Below are 15,715 nucleotides of genomic sequence, written 5' to 3'. Positions count from 1 at the left end.
ACACAACACAAAATGCCCAAGACTTCTGCTCAAACAAAGTGCATTGATTATCCCAATACTCAGTCCAGCGGCGATACGGCTGTGTGCTAAGGCGAACGTTACCGCAGCCAGGACCTGCACCGCGGGTGTACTCCTAAATGAACGCCGCACGCTCGGTGGCAATTGGCCGGTCTCAAGTTCCACGAACTGTCCTATTGGTGTGACATGCCGCCCGCGTTCCGAATGACAAGACGCACCATTTTAGGCATCAATAGATGCTATAAGTCCTGCTTGTACTCGCGGAGGTTCCCATGCGTACGACTATTGCGCTTGACGACGAATTGTTAGCCAAGGCGCAAGCCTATACGGGCCTGTCGGAGAAAACGGCAATTGTGCGCGAAGCGCTAAAGGCCTTGATCCAGCGTGAAGCGGCCAAACGACTCGCGAACCTTGGCGGAAGCCAACCGGGCATCCAAGGGGCGGCGCGGCGCCGGCAGGACATCGAATGATTCCTGTCGACAGGTCGATGTGGATTGATCACATCAACACACACCCCGCAGAAGGGCAAAGCACCCCTGTGCAGGCGAGAGCGCGTAATGCGCGTCAGGGACGGGGCATCGATCCGAATTGGAGCAAGTCTGCTAGTCGAGAAGCGCCCCGTTCTCCTCCCGGCCTCCTCGTCCTGCACATCCTTCGCAGGGAGCCGCGTCAAGGAGGCGTCAGAGTAAGCTCCATTGCCCTTTTTAATCGGATCCTCGTTGCGCAGATCATGCCGATCGTCGTCGCGCGCCACATCGGAAGCCACATACGGACCGAACTAGAGTTTCAAGGGACTGGAGGAAATTCTTGTTATCGTCTGGACTGGTAGACCACAGCCGGACCGACGCACGCCCACTTGAGCAGGATTGACCCAATGAAATCAATGGCCCTTAGTGTAGTGCGAGCAGATTTTGAGAAGACGATAGTCTCAGTCTGCAAGAACAGCGAGCCACTCGTCATCAAGAGACGGCGTGGCGCACCTGTGGTGCTCATGTCGCTTCAGGCCTACGAGAGCATCCAGGAGACGCTGCACCTGTTGGGGACCGAGAAGAACGCGACCCGGTTGCGTGAGTCCATTACGGAGTTTCGTGCGAGCCAGCCCCGGCGCAAGGGCACCAGACAGTACCCGTAAGCCTCCCCGTTAGACCAGACAATGTCCGCCATTTTGGGAGGGCGGAGCTAGTCCGTTTTGGCCGAATAGCTATTTCGGAGGGCTGAAAATGCAAACGGTACGGGCCCAGCCCTCCTCCCTCTCGGGATGAAGCATAGGTAGCCGTACCAAATTTATTTTAGTTTCGTACCGGTACTATTTTCGCCCTACAAACATCTGCTGAACGGCCCCGCCCCTCGCCTCAGATGCTGAAATAGGTTCATCTCCTGAATCTGCATGAACAATCGCTGCACGCCCTGCAGTGCGGCCCACAGCCGGTCGCATTCGAGGATCGTCAGCGCGTGGTGCAGTTGCTTCATGCGCCCTCTGACGAGCGGGCCACCAACACTGACGACCTTGTTCGCAAACGGAAGGTACCAGTGTCGATCGACTACTTCAGCCCGTTGATCGCGCTCTGCCACGGGAGGCACGCACGGGACTGACCGGCGATCGCTGGGACACCACCTTTGCGCACACGCCAGGAATGCAAAACCACGGTGGGGCGGCAGATCAATCCACCCTACATGGATGTACCGCCACGGAAGCCCCTCGCCGGATATGCGCACGCGGGCCGTACGTCCTCGCCCTCCATGCCTAGGCCCTTCTAGCCAGCACCACGCACGCCCGCCGCTCCCAATTATGAGCACTAAGTCTGAGAATCTTTGCAAGGTACTTTGAGAATTTGGGCCTTACTCTGAGAATGGACACCTGCGGCAAAGCGCCACGCAAACTTCCTTGAGCACGATCAGGCGTTTCGTACTAAACTTTCACAAAATTCTGAAAGTTCGAAACGAACATGCATCTCTCGCCCCTGATCCAGCGCTTTGTTCTCCACTTCGGGGAGATGGGCAGTCGCTGGGGGATTAACCGAACGGTTGGTCAGATTTACGCCCTGCTCTTCACTGCCTCGCGCCCCCTCAACGCCGACGAAATCGCCGAATCTCTTGGATTTTCACGCTCGAATGTCAGCATCGGCCTGAAGGAACTGGAATCCTGGAGCCTGGTGCGGCTGTCCCACCAGCCCGGCGACCGGCGCGAATATTTCTCCGCGCCCGACGACGTCTGGGCCATCTTCCGCACGCTGGCCGAGGAACGCCGCCGGCGCGAGATCGATCCCACGTTGTCGATGCTGCGCGAGGTGCAGCTCGAAACGCCGACATCGCCCGAGGATCTCCATGCGCAGGCGCGCATGAAGGAGATGTACGGGCTGATTTTCCTGGTTACCACGTGGTTCGGCGACATGCAGAAGCTTGACGTCGCCACGCTGGAAAAGCTGATGCGCCTGGGCTCGCGCGTCACCAAGCTGCTCGATGTGAAGGACCGCCTGACCTCCGCCATCGGTATCGGCGGCGCGAAGGCCTCCAACAAGGCATCGAGCAAGCCAGCCCCCCGGGAAGCCGCCAAGGCCCCCGCGAAGTCCGCCCGTTCCCGCAAGGAGTAATTCGTGTTTGCAAGTGTCGATCCGGTGATACTGGCCCGCATCCAGTTCGCCGCGAATATCACGTTCCATATCCTCTTTCCCACCATCAGCATCTCTCTGGCGTGGGTCCTCCTGTTCTTCAAGCTGCGCTACAACAAGACCGGCGACGAAAGCTGGATGGACGCCTATCGCGTCTGGGTGAAGATTTTCGCGCTGACATTCGCGCTGGGCGTGGTCAGCGGCATCACGATGAGCTTCCAGTTCGGCACCAACTGGCCGGGATACATGGAGACCGTCGGCAATATCGCGGGCCCGCTGCTGGCCTATGAAGTCCTGACCGCGTTCTTCCTGGAAGCCACCTTCCTGGGCATCATGCTGTTTGGGATGCGCCGCGTCAGCAACCGGATGCACACCATCGCCACGCTGCTGGTGGCAGGTGGCACCACGCTGTCGGCGTTCTGGATCCTGGCACTGAACTCGTGGATGCAAACCCCGGCCGGCTTCGAGATGATCGACGGCCGCGCGCATGTGACAAGCTGGATCGAGGTCATCTTCAACCCGTCCTTCCCCTACCGTCTGGTCCACATGCTGCTGGCTTCCGGTCTTACCGTTGCCTTCCTGGTGGCCGGTATTTCCGCATACCGCTGGCTGCGCAACGATCGCAGCCGCGAAGTCCTGCATTCGATGCATACGGGCGTGGTGCTGGCGGCGATCCTGATTCCGCTGCAGATCGTGGCCGGCGACCTGCACGGCCTGAACACGCTGCATCACCAGCCGGCCAAGATCGCGGCGATGGAAGGCATATGGAAGACCGAGAAGGGCGCGCCGGCTGTGCTGTTCGGCCTGCCCAACGCCACGACGCAGTCGAACGATTTCGAGATCGCGATTCCGAAGCTGGCATCGATCTACCTTACCCACAAAGTCGACGGCGAAATCAAGGGCATCGACGCATTTGCCGATCGCCACCCGCCCGTGGCCCCGCTGTTCTTCGCGTTCCGCATCATGGTTGGCGTTGGCCTGCTGATGCTGGCGGCCTCGTGGGTCGCTGCGTGGCAGTTCCGCAAGCGCGGCGCGCCCGCGCCGTGGATGGCGCGGCTGCTGGTGGCGATGACATTCTCCGGCTGGGTCGCGCTGGTCGCCGGCTGGTACGTCACCGAGATCGGCCGCCAGCCGTATCTGGTCTACGGCGTACTGACCACGGCGCAGGCCGCCTCCAAGGTGCCCGCGACGATGATCGGCAGCACGCTTGCCATGTACCTGACGCTCTATGCCGTACTGATCGTCGCCTATATCTCGGTGGTATTCCACTTGGCGCGCAAGGCCGGCAAGTCAAAGGACGATTCCTCCCAATCCGTTATCCCAGGTCAGCTCAGGAGCGCGCAATGAACCCGGCCACGATGCACGATCTTTCCCAGCCGGCCGGCTGGATGCCGCTGGTGTTTCTGGCGTTGATGGGCTTGTCGATGCTGATCTACGTGATCCTTGACGGCTACGATCTTGGCGTGGGCGTGCTGCTGCGGCGCGCCGACGACGCCGACAAGGACACCATGATCGCCTCGATCGGCCCGTTCTGGGACGCCAACGAAACGTGGCTAGTGCTCGGCGTGGGCCTGCTGCTGACCGCGTTTCCGATGGCGCACGGCGTCATCCTGACGCAGCTGTACCTGCCCGTGGCGCTGATGCTGGCCGGCCTGATCATCCGTGGCGTGGCATTCGACTTCCGCGTCAAGGCACGGGACCCGCACAAGCCCTGGTGGAACTTCGCGTTCTATGCGGGCTCGCTGCTGGCCAGCTTCTCGCAGGGTCTGATGCTCGGCCTGTACATCACCGGCTTCCGCTACGACCTGCCCAACCTGCTGTTCGCCGTGGCCGTTGGCCTGTGCCTGGTGGCCGGCTACTGCCTGCTGGGCGCAAGCTGGCTGATCATGAAGACCACGGGCAACCTGCAGTTGCGCGCGATCTACTGGGCGCGCCGCAGCCTGTGGCTCACCGCGATTGGCGTGGCCGCCATCTCGATCGTCACGCCGATGGTCAGCGAGCGCATTTTCGAGAAGTGGTTCTCCCTGCCGAACATCATCCTGCTGGCGCCGATTCCGCTGCTGACAATGGTGCTGTTCGTGGTCATCGAGCGACTGCTGCGCCGGATGCGTGACCTGCACGCGAACGGCAACGACCGCTGGTGCTGGGTGCCGTTCGTGGGCACCGCCGTGATCTTCCTGCTGGCGTTCAACGGCCTGGCCTACAGCCTGTTCCCGTACCTCGTGGTCGATCGCATCGACATCTGGCAGGCGGCCAGCGCGCCGGAATCGCTGATGGTGATCCTGATCGGCGCGGTGATCGTGCTGCCCACGATCCTGGGTTACACGGCCTACGCGTACCGTGTATTCTGGGGCAAGGCCACGGACCTGCGTTACGACTGACCCCATCGAACCCGTGGCTTTCTGGCGTCGAGGAGGCGCCCATGCCGCAATGCCGCCAGGACTCCCCCGTTCGTCCGCCCCGTCCACACCTTCCGCCGGCCCGCTGCAGCGTCTGCGCAACCAGGCCGGCGCGCAGGTCCGTGCCCTGACGCGCAGCAACTCCGGGCTGACGCTCGACTACGACAACCCACCCGGAGACCCCGGCCTGTTCGGGCCGGACGCGGTCTGCTGGCGCGTTCATTCCGATTTCCCGGCGATGCTGGCCGGGGGTGTCAGCGCGCTGCTGCTGCAGGCGCTCCATCCGCTGGCATTGGCGGGCGTCTGGGACCACTCCACATTTCGCACCGACATGCAGGGCCGGCTCGGGCGAACGGCGCAGTTCATCGCAGGCACCACGTACGGCAGCCATGCCGACGCCATGGCGCTGATCGAGCGCGTGCGCCGCATCCATGCCTGCATCAAGGGCACCGCGCCCGATGGCCAGCCCTACGCCGCCGACGACCCGGCGCTGCTGACGTGGGTACACGTGGCCGAAGTGTCGAGCTTTCTGACGGGATACCTGCGCTATGTCGGGCCGCTCTCCGCAGCCGAGCAGGATCGTTACTTCGAGGAAGAAGCCAGGGTCGCCGCGCTGCTTGGCGCGCCGGACGTGCCGCGTTCCCGCGCGGAGATCGACGCCTATCTGGAGGCGCAGCGGCCGCTGCTGGTCAATAGCGAGCGCACCCGCGAAGTCGTTCAACTGGTCATGACGATGCCGGTGGCCAATCCGCTGCTGATACCGGCGGTACGGACCATGGCCGATGCGGGTGTGGCGCTGCTGCCGCCCTGGGCGCGCCAGATGCTCGGCCTGCACCGGCCTTCGCTGCGCCGCTCGCTGGCATTGACCGGCATGCGCGCGCTGGCGCCCACGCTGCGCTGGGCGCTTGGCCCAGGGCTGGCGGCGCGCGCGCGTCGACGCGTGGCTAATCTTCCGAAAAAATGATGATTTTCAGTCACTTTTATCGCGACACCGAAGAAGCCTGCTGAACGACCCCAATTCGAATTGACTGATTTTTTGGCTTCTCCTCCGTACTTTAGTCAGTAGAGGCAGGACGCATCATGCTGGCGTAATCCGTCCAGGCGATGCCCATGTCCTTGTCCAGTCCCGAAGTCTCGGAAGTCCTACCTCAGGCGCAGCAGCAGGAGCAGGATGTCCTGCTGATTCTGCAAAGCGCTCTTGAGTTACAGCAAGCCGGCGCTTATGAGGATGCGCGGGCCCTGTACGAGATCATCATCGGCGCCGTGCCAATGCACGCCGATGCCCAATATGGCTACGCGATGCTCAAGGTGCAGATGGGCGAACCGGCGGACTCGCTGCGTAACTTCGAGGTCGCCCTCGGCCTCAGCCCCGACAACCGGCACTATTGGGTCAACTACATCAGCGCGCTGTTCCAGAGCGGCCAGGCATCCGCTGCCTGGATCGCACTCGATCTCGCGCAGCAGCGCGGGGTCAAGGGCCCCGACCTCGATTGGCTGATCACGCAAATGGCGCGGTCGAATGCGTCGCCGGCGCCGGCTGCTGTGGCAATGCCTGCCACCACACCCAATGGCACCACGCCGGCCGCCACGCCTGGCGCCCCGGATCAAGCCGTCGGCAACGCATCCGGCACAGCCACCGCGAGCGGCGACAAGCGCAAGGCGCCATCCTCGAAAGTGAACAAGGTCAACGCCTTGATCCAGGACCGGCAACTTGAGGAAGCGATAGCGTATGCCCGCGGCCTGACGGCCGAGTACCCGTCAGATGGCACGGCATGGGGCGCACTCGGCCTTGCCCTGCATCAGGTAGGACACTTTCAGGATATCGTCGACGCAGCCAGTCGCTCGGTGGAACTGCAGCCCAACGACCTGGTGATCCGCGGACTGCTTGCCAACGCATTACGCGAAATCGGCCGCCTGTCGGAATCCGAAGCACATTGCCGCCACATTCTCTCGACGGCCCCGGACGACGCCAACACACTATGGCACCTCGGGAGCGTACTGCACTGCCAGAAGCGGTATGACGAAGCGGCCGTCGCTGGCCGGCGTGCTGTCGAACTTGCGCCCAATAACGCGCTGGCCCACCTCAGCTTCGGCATGGTGCAGATCGACAGGGGCCAGGTAGCCGAGGCCCTTGGGCATCTGCAAACGGCGATTGAGCTTGACTCGAACAATACCAAGAACAACAGTGCCGTTCTGTTCCGCCTGACCCACTGCGATGCCATTGATACGGCAACCCTGACCGAAGCGCATTTCGCCTATGGCAAGCGGAACGCGATCCGGACCAGCCCGAAGCGGCACGCGAACGTCCCCGACCCCCGTCGAAAGCTCCGGATCGGGCTTGTATCCGGTGATCTCTACAACCATGCTGTCAGTACGTATCTTGGGGCCGTTGTCGAGTATCTGGCGAAGGACCCGAGTGTCTCGCTGCACTTCTACTACAACTTCACGATCGAAGACGAGGTCACCAGTTTCCTGCAAGCGCACGCGGCATCGTGGACGGTCGTGACCAGGATGAACGATGTCGGCTTTGCCGCGACGGTCCGCCGCGATGAGATCGACATCCTGATCGACCTGTCAGGCCATACGAACCACAATCGCTTGCCTGCGTTCGCTCGGAAACCTGCGCCAATCCAGGTGACATGGCTTGGATATCCGGCGACGACCGGACTCGACGCCATGGACTATTTCCTGGCCGACCGCCACAGCACACCACCAGGACTATTTGACGCGCAGTTCAGCGAGAAGATCGTCCTGCTGCCAGCAGTCGCGCCCTATTGCCCGACTGCCGCCTCCCCACCTGTCAACACCCTGCCTGCCCTGCACAAGGGTTACATCACCTACGGCAGCTTCAATCGGCTGAACAAGGTAAGCCGGCAGGTCGTCGCGCTCTGGGCAAGAATCCTGCACGCAGACCCGAGCGCGCGAATGATCATCGGTGCCATCGAGGGCGATGCAGACCAGCAGACCTGTCTCACCAGGTTTGCCGATGAAGGCATCGACGCCGGGCGCCTGTCGTTCCGTACCCGGACCGAGACACCGGTGTACCTCCAGCAGCACCATCACGTCGACATCTGCCTTGACACGTTCCCCTACACCGGGGCAACCACGACAATCAATGCGCTATGGATGGGCGTACCCACGGTAACCATCGCAGGCAACAGCCCGCTGAGCCGCGGCAGCGCTAGCTGGCTCGGTCAGCTAGGACTCCATCAGTACATCGCGAACGACGCAGACGACTTCGTCCAGCGCGCGCTTGCCCTGTCGAAGGACCTGGATGCGTTGAAGCAGCTACGCGCCACCCTGCGCGAGCGTTGCATGCACGCGACGTCGATCCAGCCCGCGAACGTCGCGTCCAGCCTGTCCCTTGCGCTACGCGCGATGTGGGAACGCTGGTGCGCGGGCCAGGCGCCCGATAGCTTCGAAATCGAACCGGTTCAGAACACGGTTGCACCCGCCGCAGCCAGCGAGCACGCGCTCCAGCCCGTCACGTAAGGATCAGCGACCATGACAGCCAGCCTTCCGTCGGAATCCGTGCGCGCCCTGCTCGAGGACCGCATCTACGTCACCCAGCCACACCTGCCTCCGCTCGACGAGTTCCTGCCCTATCTGCAGCAGATCTGGAACTCGCGCGTGTTGACCAATGGCGGGCCGTTTCACCAGCAGTTCGAGCGTGAACTGTGCGAGTACCTTGGCGTCCCTTACCTGTCGCTGTTCGCCAATGGCACGCTCGCGCTCGTGACGGCGCTACAGGCGCTGCGGATCACGGGAGAGGTCATCACGACGCCATACTCCTTTGTGGCGACGGCGCACTCGCTGCTGTGGAACGGCGTCAAGCCCGTCTTCGTCGACATCGACCCGCATACGATGAATCTCGATCCGGCAAAGATCGAGGCCGCGATCACACCGCAGACAACGGCGATCATGCCCGTGCATTGCTACGGCCACCCCTGCGATGTCGACGCGATCCAGAGGATCGCGGACAACTACAACCTCAGGGTGATCTACGATGCCGCCCATGCCTTCGGCGTCCGTAACGAAAGCGGCAGCATCCTGAAGCACGGCGACCTGTCGATTCTCAGCCTGCACGCCACCAAGGTCTTCAACACGTTCGAAGGTGGCGCCATCATCTGCCCCGATGCCAAGACAAAGCAGCGCATCGATCATCTGAAGAACTTCGGTTTTGTCGACGAAGTCACCGTCGTCGCTGCCGGCATCAACGGCAAGATGAGTGAAATCAACGCTGCGTTTGGGCTGCTGCAGTTGCAGCACATCGACGAGGCGCTCGAGCGCCGCAAGGCGATCGATGCACGCTATCGCGAACTGTTGCGCAACATCCCCGGCATTCGTTGCCAGGCGGATGCCGGCGAAACCACAGCCAACTACGCGTACTTCCCTATCCACGTCGAAGCTGACTACCCGATCAGCCGGGATGCCCTGTTTGACAAGTTCCGCGAGCAAGGTATCTTCGCTCGGCGCTACTTCTATCCGCTGATCTCGGATTTCCCGATGTATCGCGGCCTGCCGTCCGCCAGCCGCCATAACTTGCCCATTGCATCGGAGGCGGCGCTGAAGGTGCTGTGCCTGCCGATCTATCCGGCGCTCACTGAAGAGCAAGTTCAGCGCGTCGTGAGCATCATCGCGGAGCATTGAGCATGCGGCTGGCAATCATGCAGCCCTATCTGTTCCCGTACCTCGGCTACTTCCAGCTAGCGGCATCGGTGGACCGTTTCGTGGTCTACGACGATGTCACGTTCATCAAGAATGGCTGGATCAACCGGAACCGCATCCTGCTCGCCGGCGCCCCACACTACCTGACCGTACCACTGGCGGGAGCCAGCTCGTCGCGCCGGATCGACGAGGTCCGCACACAGCCTCGCGAACGTTGGCTGGGGAAGCTGCTCGAGCAACTCCGCCACGCTTATGGGCGCGCGCCGCAATACGCACCGGTCAGCCGGCTGGTCGAGCAGGTGCTCTCCGACAGTACGGATTCGATCGCACGGCTCGCGGCGAAAAGCGTGATCGACACCTGCGCATACCTCGGCCTGGAGACAACGTTCGTGACGACGTCAACCGGCTACGGCAACGAAGCGCTCAGGAGCGAAGCGCGTGTTATCGATATCTGCGCTCGCGAACACGCAGGTACCTATGTGAATCTACCTGGCGGCCGCGCACTCTACGATGCTGGCACCTTCGCCGCTGCCAGCATCGACCTGGAGTTCGTCGATACGGCGCTTCCTGCGTATCCGCAGTTCGGCGCGCCGTTCGTTCCCGGCCTGTCGATCATCGACGTGCTGATGTTCAATCATGTCGAATCCGTCCACGCAATGCTTTCCCGAGAGGCCATCACCGCATGAACACGGACGCGATAGGCGGCTACCTCGGCCTGGAATTGCCGCAGTACGGTCAGGAGTGGTATCCGCAAGCACTGCGCTTCCAATCGGCGCGCGCGGCATTCCTGGCTCTACTTCGCACACACGCACCGGCAGCCGTCTGGGTACCCTGGTATCTGTGCGACAGCATGCTCGAACCACTTCGGAGTGCGGGCTCGATAGTCAAGCGATACGCGCTGCGGCACGACCTCGGTTGCCCCGATATCGCGCTCGCCGATGGCGAGTGGCTGCTATACGTCAACTACTTCGGTGTATGCGATCGCCACGTGGACGATGTGCTCGCGCGCTTTCCGCACGAACAGGTGATCATCGACAATGCCCACGCGTTCTTCTCGGCGGCGCGTGACAATCTGGCGACGATTTACTCACCGCGCAAGTTCGTCGGCGTGCCGGATGGCGGATACCTGACGACACGCGCATCGGTGGAGCTTCCCGAAGTGACCGACGATGGCTCGGTAGCCCGTAGCAGCCACCTGCTGAAGCGACTAGCGGGTGGCGCCGAATCCGGCTATGCGGACTATGCCGCCGCGGAGTGCAGCCTGGAGTGGCAGGAACCGCGCCGTATGTCACCGCTCACGCAGCGCCTGCTCGCAGCGATCGACTATCCGCAAGTCCGTGCGCGGCGTGCGTCCAATTTCTCCTTTCTCCATGAATGCCTGGGCAGGCATAACAGCCTGACGCTTGCTGCCGCTCCCGATTGCGCGCCACTTTGCTACCCATTCCTGGGCGCGCCGCAGGGCCTGCGCGAAGCATGGCGGTCCCAACGCATATACAGCGCAACTTATTGGCCTGACCTCGAGCAAAGCCAGGACATGCCAGAGTTCGAGCGGAGCCTGCCGCGCAACACACTGTTCATTCCCTGCGACCAGCGTCTTTCGCCCGAGCAGTTGGCTCCGCTTGCCCGGCAGGTCCTGGAGTACCGCGACCGTCAATGATGGTCCCGAATTGACAAACATATTCATGAACACGAACCTTGCCAGGCACGAAGCCGAACTCGAATCCCAGGGTTGGACAGTGGTCCCGCGACTGATCCATGAGGAACTCGTCGGCGCGCTGAACCACGCCCTTGTTCCGTCGCTGGACAAGCGTGACGCGATCCGCACGGCAAATGGTCTGATGGAAAACTGTCAGGGCACCGCTCACCACGTGCTTTCCGACGACCGCTGCTATGTCGAACTGCTGGCGAAATTCGAAGCGCTCGATCCCATCGTCAAATGGTTCTTCGGCGGCAACTACATCCTGAACTCGTACGGCGGCTTCATCAACGACGGCAAGACCTACGCCCACGACGTTCACAGGGATATCCGCTTTCATTCGAACGCCAAGCGCTTCATGCTGAATACGCTGGTGATGCTCGACGAGTTCACCGAGCCGAATGGCGCGACCCATATTCTTTCCGGTTCCCAGCATCAGCCCGAGAGGCCGTCCAACGACACGTTCTTTCGTGATGCGGCGCGCGTGACAGGCGAGCGCGGCTCGGTCTTGCTGTTCGACTCCCGAATCTGGCACGCCGCCGGAGAGAACACGACAAATCTTCCCAGAAGGGCGTTGACGCTGACGTTCACCTGCCCCTTCTTCAAACCGCAGCTCGACTATCCGAGGCTCATGGCCAGCTCCGGCGTCTCGACCCTCACGCCATTCCTCCGGCAGGTGATCGGTTTCAACCCCCGGGTGCCCGCGTCCCTCGAGGAGTTCTACGTACCGGTCGAGCAGCGCTTCTATCAACGCGGACAGGACTGACATCATGAGCCGAGATTACAACGCCGAAGCCAAGGACCATCCCGAACACAGCTACGCCTACGCCTTCGACTACCTGATGCATGAGTACATGCTCAAGACGTTCGGGCCATCCATGGTGGCCGGGAACGCGCTCGAGCTTGGTTGCTTCGAAGGACATTTCACGCAGCGCCTGCTCGGGCACTTTGCCACGGTCGACGTCGTCGAGGCGTCTTCCGACTGCATCGAGGTCGCCGCGTCCAAGACAGGCGAGGCGGCAACGTTCTATCACTCGACGTTCGAAACATTCGAACCCAAGAAGAAGTACGACAATATCTTCCTGATCCATACGCTCGAGCATCTCGACGAACCTGTCGAAGTGCTGTCCCGCATCCGCCAATGGTTGTCGGAGCGTGGCCGCCTGTTCGTTGCGACGCCGAACGCGCGGGCCGGGTCGCGCCAGATTGCCGTCAACATGGGATTGATCCGCCATGCGGCGGCCGTCACACCCGCTGAAGCCGCGCACGGTCATCGCGTCACCTATTCGCTGGACACGCTGAAGGCAGACCTGTGCGACGCGCAGCTGCAACCAGTCACTCACGGCGGCATCATCTTCAAGGGCTTGGCGAACTTCCAGATAGACGCCGCACTGAAGGCAGGCATCATCTCCAGGGAGTATCTCGATGGATGCTTTGAGTTGGGACGGGTCTACCCGGATCTGTGCTCGAGCATCTACGTGATCTGCGAGCGCGGCGACACCGCCTGAAGTCAGACGGAATGAATGCGTCCATGAACAAGAAACTGAAGGTCCTGGTTTTCCCCTGCGGCTCGGAGAACGCGGCCGAGATTCACCAGGCGCTCAGGTATTCGTTGCATGTCGAGCTGTTCGGCGCATCCAGCGTGGACGACCACGGCCGCTTTCGCTTCGAACGGTACGTTGGCGGGTTGCCGAAGATCAGCGACGCCGAATTCGACAGCACCTTCTCGCGGCTTCTTGTCGAACTCGACATTGATGTCGTCTTCGCAACGCACGACTCCGTGCTCGACTATCTCGCGCCGCGCGCCCCTGGCATGGGCGTCACGCTGATCAATGGCGACCCGCAGACCGCGGCCATCGCGCGGCGCAAGAGCGCCACCTACGCGTGCTTTCGCGATGCCGACTGGGCGCCGCACATGTTCGAGTCGGTCGAGGCGGTGAAAGCGTGGCCGATCATCGTCAAGCCGGATCTTGGACAGGGCGGCCAGGGCGTGACGCTGGCAAACGATCCGCAACAGGCTCGCGCGGCGATGGACGCGATGCAGTTCCCGGTCCTGGTCGAATACCTTCCGGGCGAAGAGATCACCGTGGATTGCTTCACGGACCGCAAACGGCGGCTCGTCTGGACCGGACCGCGTACCCGCGAACGGGTGCGGGCGGGCATCACCATGCGCTCCCGCTTGCTGGCGCTATCCCCTGAGATCGAAGGCATCGCTCGCGAGATCAATCGACGCCTGCAGCTCCGCGGACCCTGGTTCTTCCAGCTCAAGGAGGACAAGGATGGCCGCTGGAAGCTTCTCGAAATTTCATGCCGCGTTGCCGGCACGATGGTCGCGCAGCGCGCGCGCGGCGTGAACCTGCCGCTGATGGCGGTGCAGGATCACCTCGGCCGCGATCTGGTCGCGCTGGACAATCCGCACGTCAACCTGGTGGAGCGGAGTATCGCCACGCGTACACGTCTGGATTTCGCCTACGACTCTGTCTTCGTCGATCTCGACGACACCCTGGTGCTGAACGGACATGCCGTGCCGCAAACCATGGCGTTCCTGTATCAGTCCAAGGCGGACGGCAAGAAGGTGAACCTGATCACCCGGCACGCGTTCGATGTCGCTCAGACACTCGAGAAGGCCCATATCAGCCGCGGCATCTTCGATCAGATCATCGTGATCACCGACGGCGGCTCAAAGGCCGACCATATCTCGCCTGACTCAATCTTTATCGACAATCATTTTCCCGAGAGACTCGAGGTCGCGAGAAAGCTCGCAATCCCCGTTCTCGATGTGGACATGGTCGAGTTCCTTATCAAGTAGACGGAACCCATGGAAAAGACATCTCCCGATTTTCTGGCTGTGCTGCGCACGGAGCGAAGAGATCTGTTGAACCGGATGCGGCAGACCCGATTCGAATCGCTCAGGGAAGGGTGCAGCCACTCTCAGGTCATCCCCTTTGCCACCTATTCACCGTGGCTCGATGACGAGGCATTCTCCGCCATCTACGAGATCGTCAAGCCGTTCACCATGGTGGACATCTACCGCTGCTACGAGCTTTACAGTCTTGCGCGGCAATGCCGTCGCGTTGCCGGCGAGATCGTCGAAGTCGGTGTATGGCGGGGCGGCACCGGTGCGTTGATGGCTCATGCCTTGAACAACCGGCCGGTGCATCTGTTCGATACCTTCAGCGGCGTCGTCAAGCACGATGCCGAGTTCGATACGCTCTACTCGGGTGGAGAGCACGCCGACACCGACGAAGACATCGTGCGGAGCCTGTTTGCGAAGGCCAACGTGGAATGCCGGATCCACCGCGGCATCTTCCCGGACGACACGTTGCAAGGTCTGCCGGCATCGATCTGCCTCGCGCATATCGACGTCGACACTTACCGCTCCGTCAAGGAGTCGTTCGCGGAAATCTGGCCGCGGGTTCAGCCGGGCGGCATGGTCGTATTCGATGACTTTGCCGTATTCGGCTGCGAAGGCGCGAACCAGGCCGTCAACGAAATCGTCGCGGCCCACGATGACGGGCTGTTCATTCACAACCTCAACGGCCACGCCCTGCTCGTCAAGCAACCCGCGATGGCCCGCTCCTGAGCGGTCTGGTGTACCCGACGAACAGTTCCGCAGCACGACTCCGATCATGAAAAGAATCGCCCACTACCAGTACCTGGAGTATGTCCGCGTCATGTCGCTGATGCGGCAGTATCAGGCCGCAAGCGCAAGGCCGCTACGCGTGCTGGACTTCGGCTGCGGACTCGGGAAATTCCTGAACGTCTTCGCAAGCCTGGGCATGGAGGTCACCGGCGTCGACGCGAATCCGGCCTACGTCGCGGGCGCCCGCGAAAAGGGCTTCCAGGCCTACGAGCCGGAGGCCTTCTTCGCCACGACCCAGGACCCATTCGACGTGGTGTTTCTGAGCCATCTCATCGAGCACGTCACGCCGGACGCACTCGTCGCACTGGTACCCCGCCTCTGCGCGCAACTGGCAAGGAACGGCCGCATGATAATGCTGAGCCCAACGCCCGGTGAGCGCTTCTATCACGATTTCTCGCATATCCGCCCGTACCTGCCGCAGAGCATCCGGCACGCGTTCGGCGCAACCGGCATGCCGATTTCCTATGGCGAAGCCGGCCTGCTTGAAATGGTCGACATTCACTTCTTCAAGGACCCCTATCGCACGCGCCTGTGGCGGTCCTTTTACGTCAACCGTGGCATCAAGGGCGCGTTCACACGCCAGTACAACCGCCTCCTCGATGTACTGTGGAGCGCATCCGGCGGCCGGATCGGCAAGACAGCGTCGTGGCTCGGGGTGTACGAACTGCGCGCACGTAGCTGA

At 61.9% G+C, this 15,715-nt stretch carries 16 protein-coding genes; 15 read left to right on the top strand and 1 reads right to left on the bottom strand.

The window, feature by feature from the left end; translation table 11 throughout:
* Positions 1-290: 290 nt before the first annotated feature.
* Complete coding sequence (locus tag WD006_RS10365) at positions 291-488, top strand: type II toxin-antitoxin system VapB family antitoxin (protein WP_011229380.1); 198 nt, start codon at positions 291-293, stop codon at positions 486-488.
* A 404-nt stretch (positions 489-892) separates the two neighbouring features.
* The gene (locus tag WD006_RS10360) at positions 893-1,150 is read left to right on the top strand and encodes a type II toxin-antitoxin system Phd/YefM family antitoxin (protein WP_011229379.1); all 258 of its coding nucleotides are present in this window, start codon (positions 893-895) and stop codon (positions 1,148-1,150) included.
* Positions 1,151-1,335: 185 nt separating this feature from the next.
* On the opposite strand, the gene WD006_RS10355 is transcribed toward WD006_RS10360, so the two are convergent.
* Positions 1,336-1,488 (bottom strand): hypothetical protein, encoded by a 153-nt coding sequence (locus tag WD006_RS10355; protein ID WP_011229378.1) that lies wholly within the window; start codon positions 1,486-1,488, stop codon positions 1,336-1,338.
* A gap of 476 nt (positions 1,489-1,964) precedes the next feature.
* Here WD006_RS10355 and WD006_RS10350 point away from each other — a divergent pair, with 476 nt between their 5' ends.
* From WD006_RS10350 to WD006_RS10290, 13 genes are all read left to right on the top strand, one after another.
* The gene (locus WD006_RS10350) at positions 1,965-2,609 is read left to right on the top strand and encodes a GbsR/MarR family transcriptional regulator (protein ID WP_029307106.1); all 645 of its coding nucleotides are present in this window, start codon (positions 1,965-1,967) and stop codon (positions 2,607-2,609) included.
* A 3-nt stretch (positions 2,610-2,612) separates the two neighbouring features.
* On the top strand, positions 2,613-3,974 hold the full coding sequence (locus WD006_RS10345; RefSeq protein ID WP_029307105.1) for a cytochrome ubiquinol oxidase subunit I: 1,362 nt from the start codon (positions 2,613-2,615) through the stop codon (positions 3,972-3,974).
* Entirely contained in the window at positions 3,971-5,008 is a 1,038-nt protein-coding gene (locus WD006_RS10340) for a cytochrome d ubiquinol oxidase subunit II (RefSeq protein ID WP_008652469.1), read from the top strand. The genes WD006_RS10345 and WD006_RS10340 overlap by 4 nt, the downstream gene beginning before the upstream one ends.
* A 49-nt stretch (positions 5,009-5,057) precedes the next feature.
* Positions 5,058-5,990 (top strand): oxygenase MpaB family protein, encoded by a 933-nt coding sequence (locus WD006_RS10335; protein ID WP_011519639.1) that lies wholly within the window; start codon positions 5,058-5,060, stop codon positions 5,988-5,990.
* Between the two features lie 146 nt (positions 5,991-6,136).
* Positions 6,137-8,518 carry a tetratricopeptide repeat protein gene (locus tag WD006_RS10330; protein ID WP_029307104.1) on the top strand — a complete coding sequence of 794 codons (2,382 nt, stop codon included), beginning with the start codon at positions 6,137-6,139 and terminating at the stop codon, positions 8,516-8,518.
* 12 nt (positions 8,519-8,530) lie between these two features.
* Positions 8,531-9,676 (top strand): DegT/DnrJ/EryC1/StrS family aminotransferase, encoded by a 1,146-nt coding sequence (locus WD006_RS10325; protein ID WP_029307103.1) that lies wholly within the window; start codon positions 8,531-8,533, stop codon positions 9,674-9,676.
* Between the two features lie 2 nt (positions 9,677-9,678).
* Positions 9,679-10,380 carry a WbqC family protein gene (locus WD006_RS10320; protein WP_029307102.1) on the top strand — a complete coding sequence of 234 codons (702 nt, stop codon included), beginning with the start codon at positions 9,679-9,681 and terminating at the stop codon, positions 10,378-10,380.
* Entirely contained in the window at positions 10,377-11,351 is a 975-nt protein-coding gene (locus WD006_RS10315) for a hypothetical protein (protein WP_060784776.1), read from the top strand. Before WD006_RS10320 ends, WD006_RS10315 begins: the two co-directional genes overlap by 4 nt.
* Positions 11,314-12,156 (top strand): phytanoyl-CoA dioxygenase family protein, encoded by an 843-nt coding sequence (locus tag WD006_RS10310; protein ID WP_425648197.1) that lies wholly within the window; start codon positions 11,314-11,316, stop codon positions 12,154-12,156. Before WD006_RS10315 ends, WD006_RS10310 begins: the two co-directional genes overlap by 38 nt.
* A gap of 4 nt (positions 12,157-12,160) precedes the next feature.
* Positions 12,161-12,898 carry a class I SAM-dependent methyltransferase gene (locus WD006_RS10305; RefSeq protein ID WP_011519645.1) on the top strand — a complete coding sequence of 246 codons (738 nt, stop codon included), beginning with the start codon at positions 12,161-12,163 and terminating at the stop codon, positions 12,896-12,898.
* Positions 12,899-12,921: 23 nt separating this feature from the next.
* A complete protein-coding gene (locus tag WD006_RS10300) occupies positions 12,922-14,199 on the top strand; it encodes an ATP-grasp domain-containing protein (RefSeq protein ID WP_227874023.1) in 1,278 nt (425 codons plus the stop codon).
* Between the two features lie 9 nt (positions 14,200-14,208).
* Positions 14,209-14,973: a TylF/MycF/NovP-related O-methyltransferase gene (locus WD006_RS10295; protein ID WP_029307098.1), complete on the top strand. Its 765-nt coding sequence runs from the start codon at positions 14,209-14,211 to the stop codon at positions 14,971-14,973.
* 46 nt (positions 14,974-15,019) lie between these two features.
* Complete coding sequence (locus WD006_RS10290; protein WP_029307097.1) at positions 15,020-15,715, top strand: class I SAM-dependent methyltransferase; 696 nt, start codon at positions 15,020-15,022, stop codon at positions 15,713-15,715.

The organism is Cupriavidus sp. Met-2, from assembly GCF_049843575.1.
In the GTDB taxonomy this organism is placed as follows: domain Bacteria; phylum Pseudomonadota; class Gammaproteobacteria; order Burkholderiales; family Burkholderiaceae; genus Cupriavidus; species Cupriavidus metallidurans.
The sequence above is the reverse complement of the archived record's forward strand: the minus strand, read 5'-3'. Positions and strand labels throughout refer to the sequence as shown.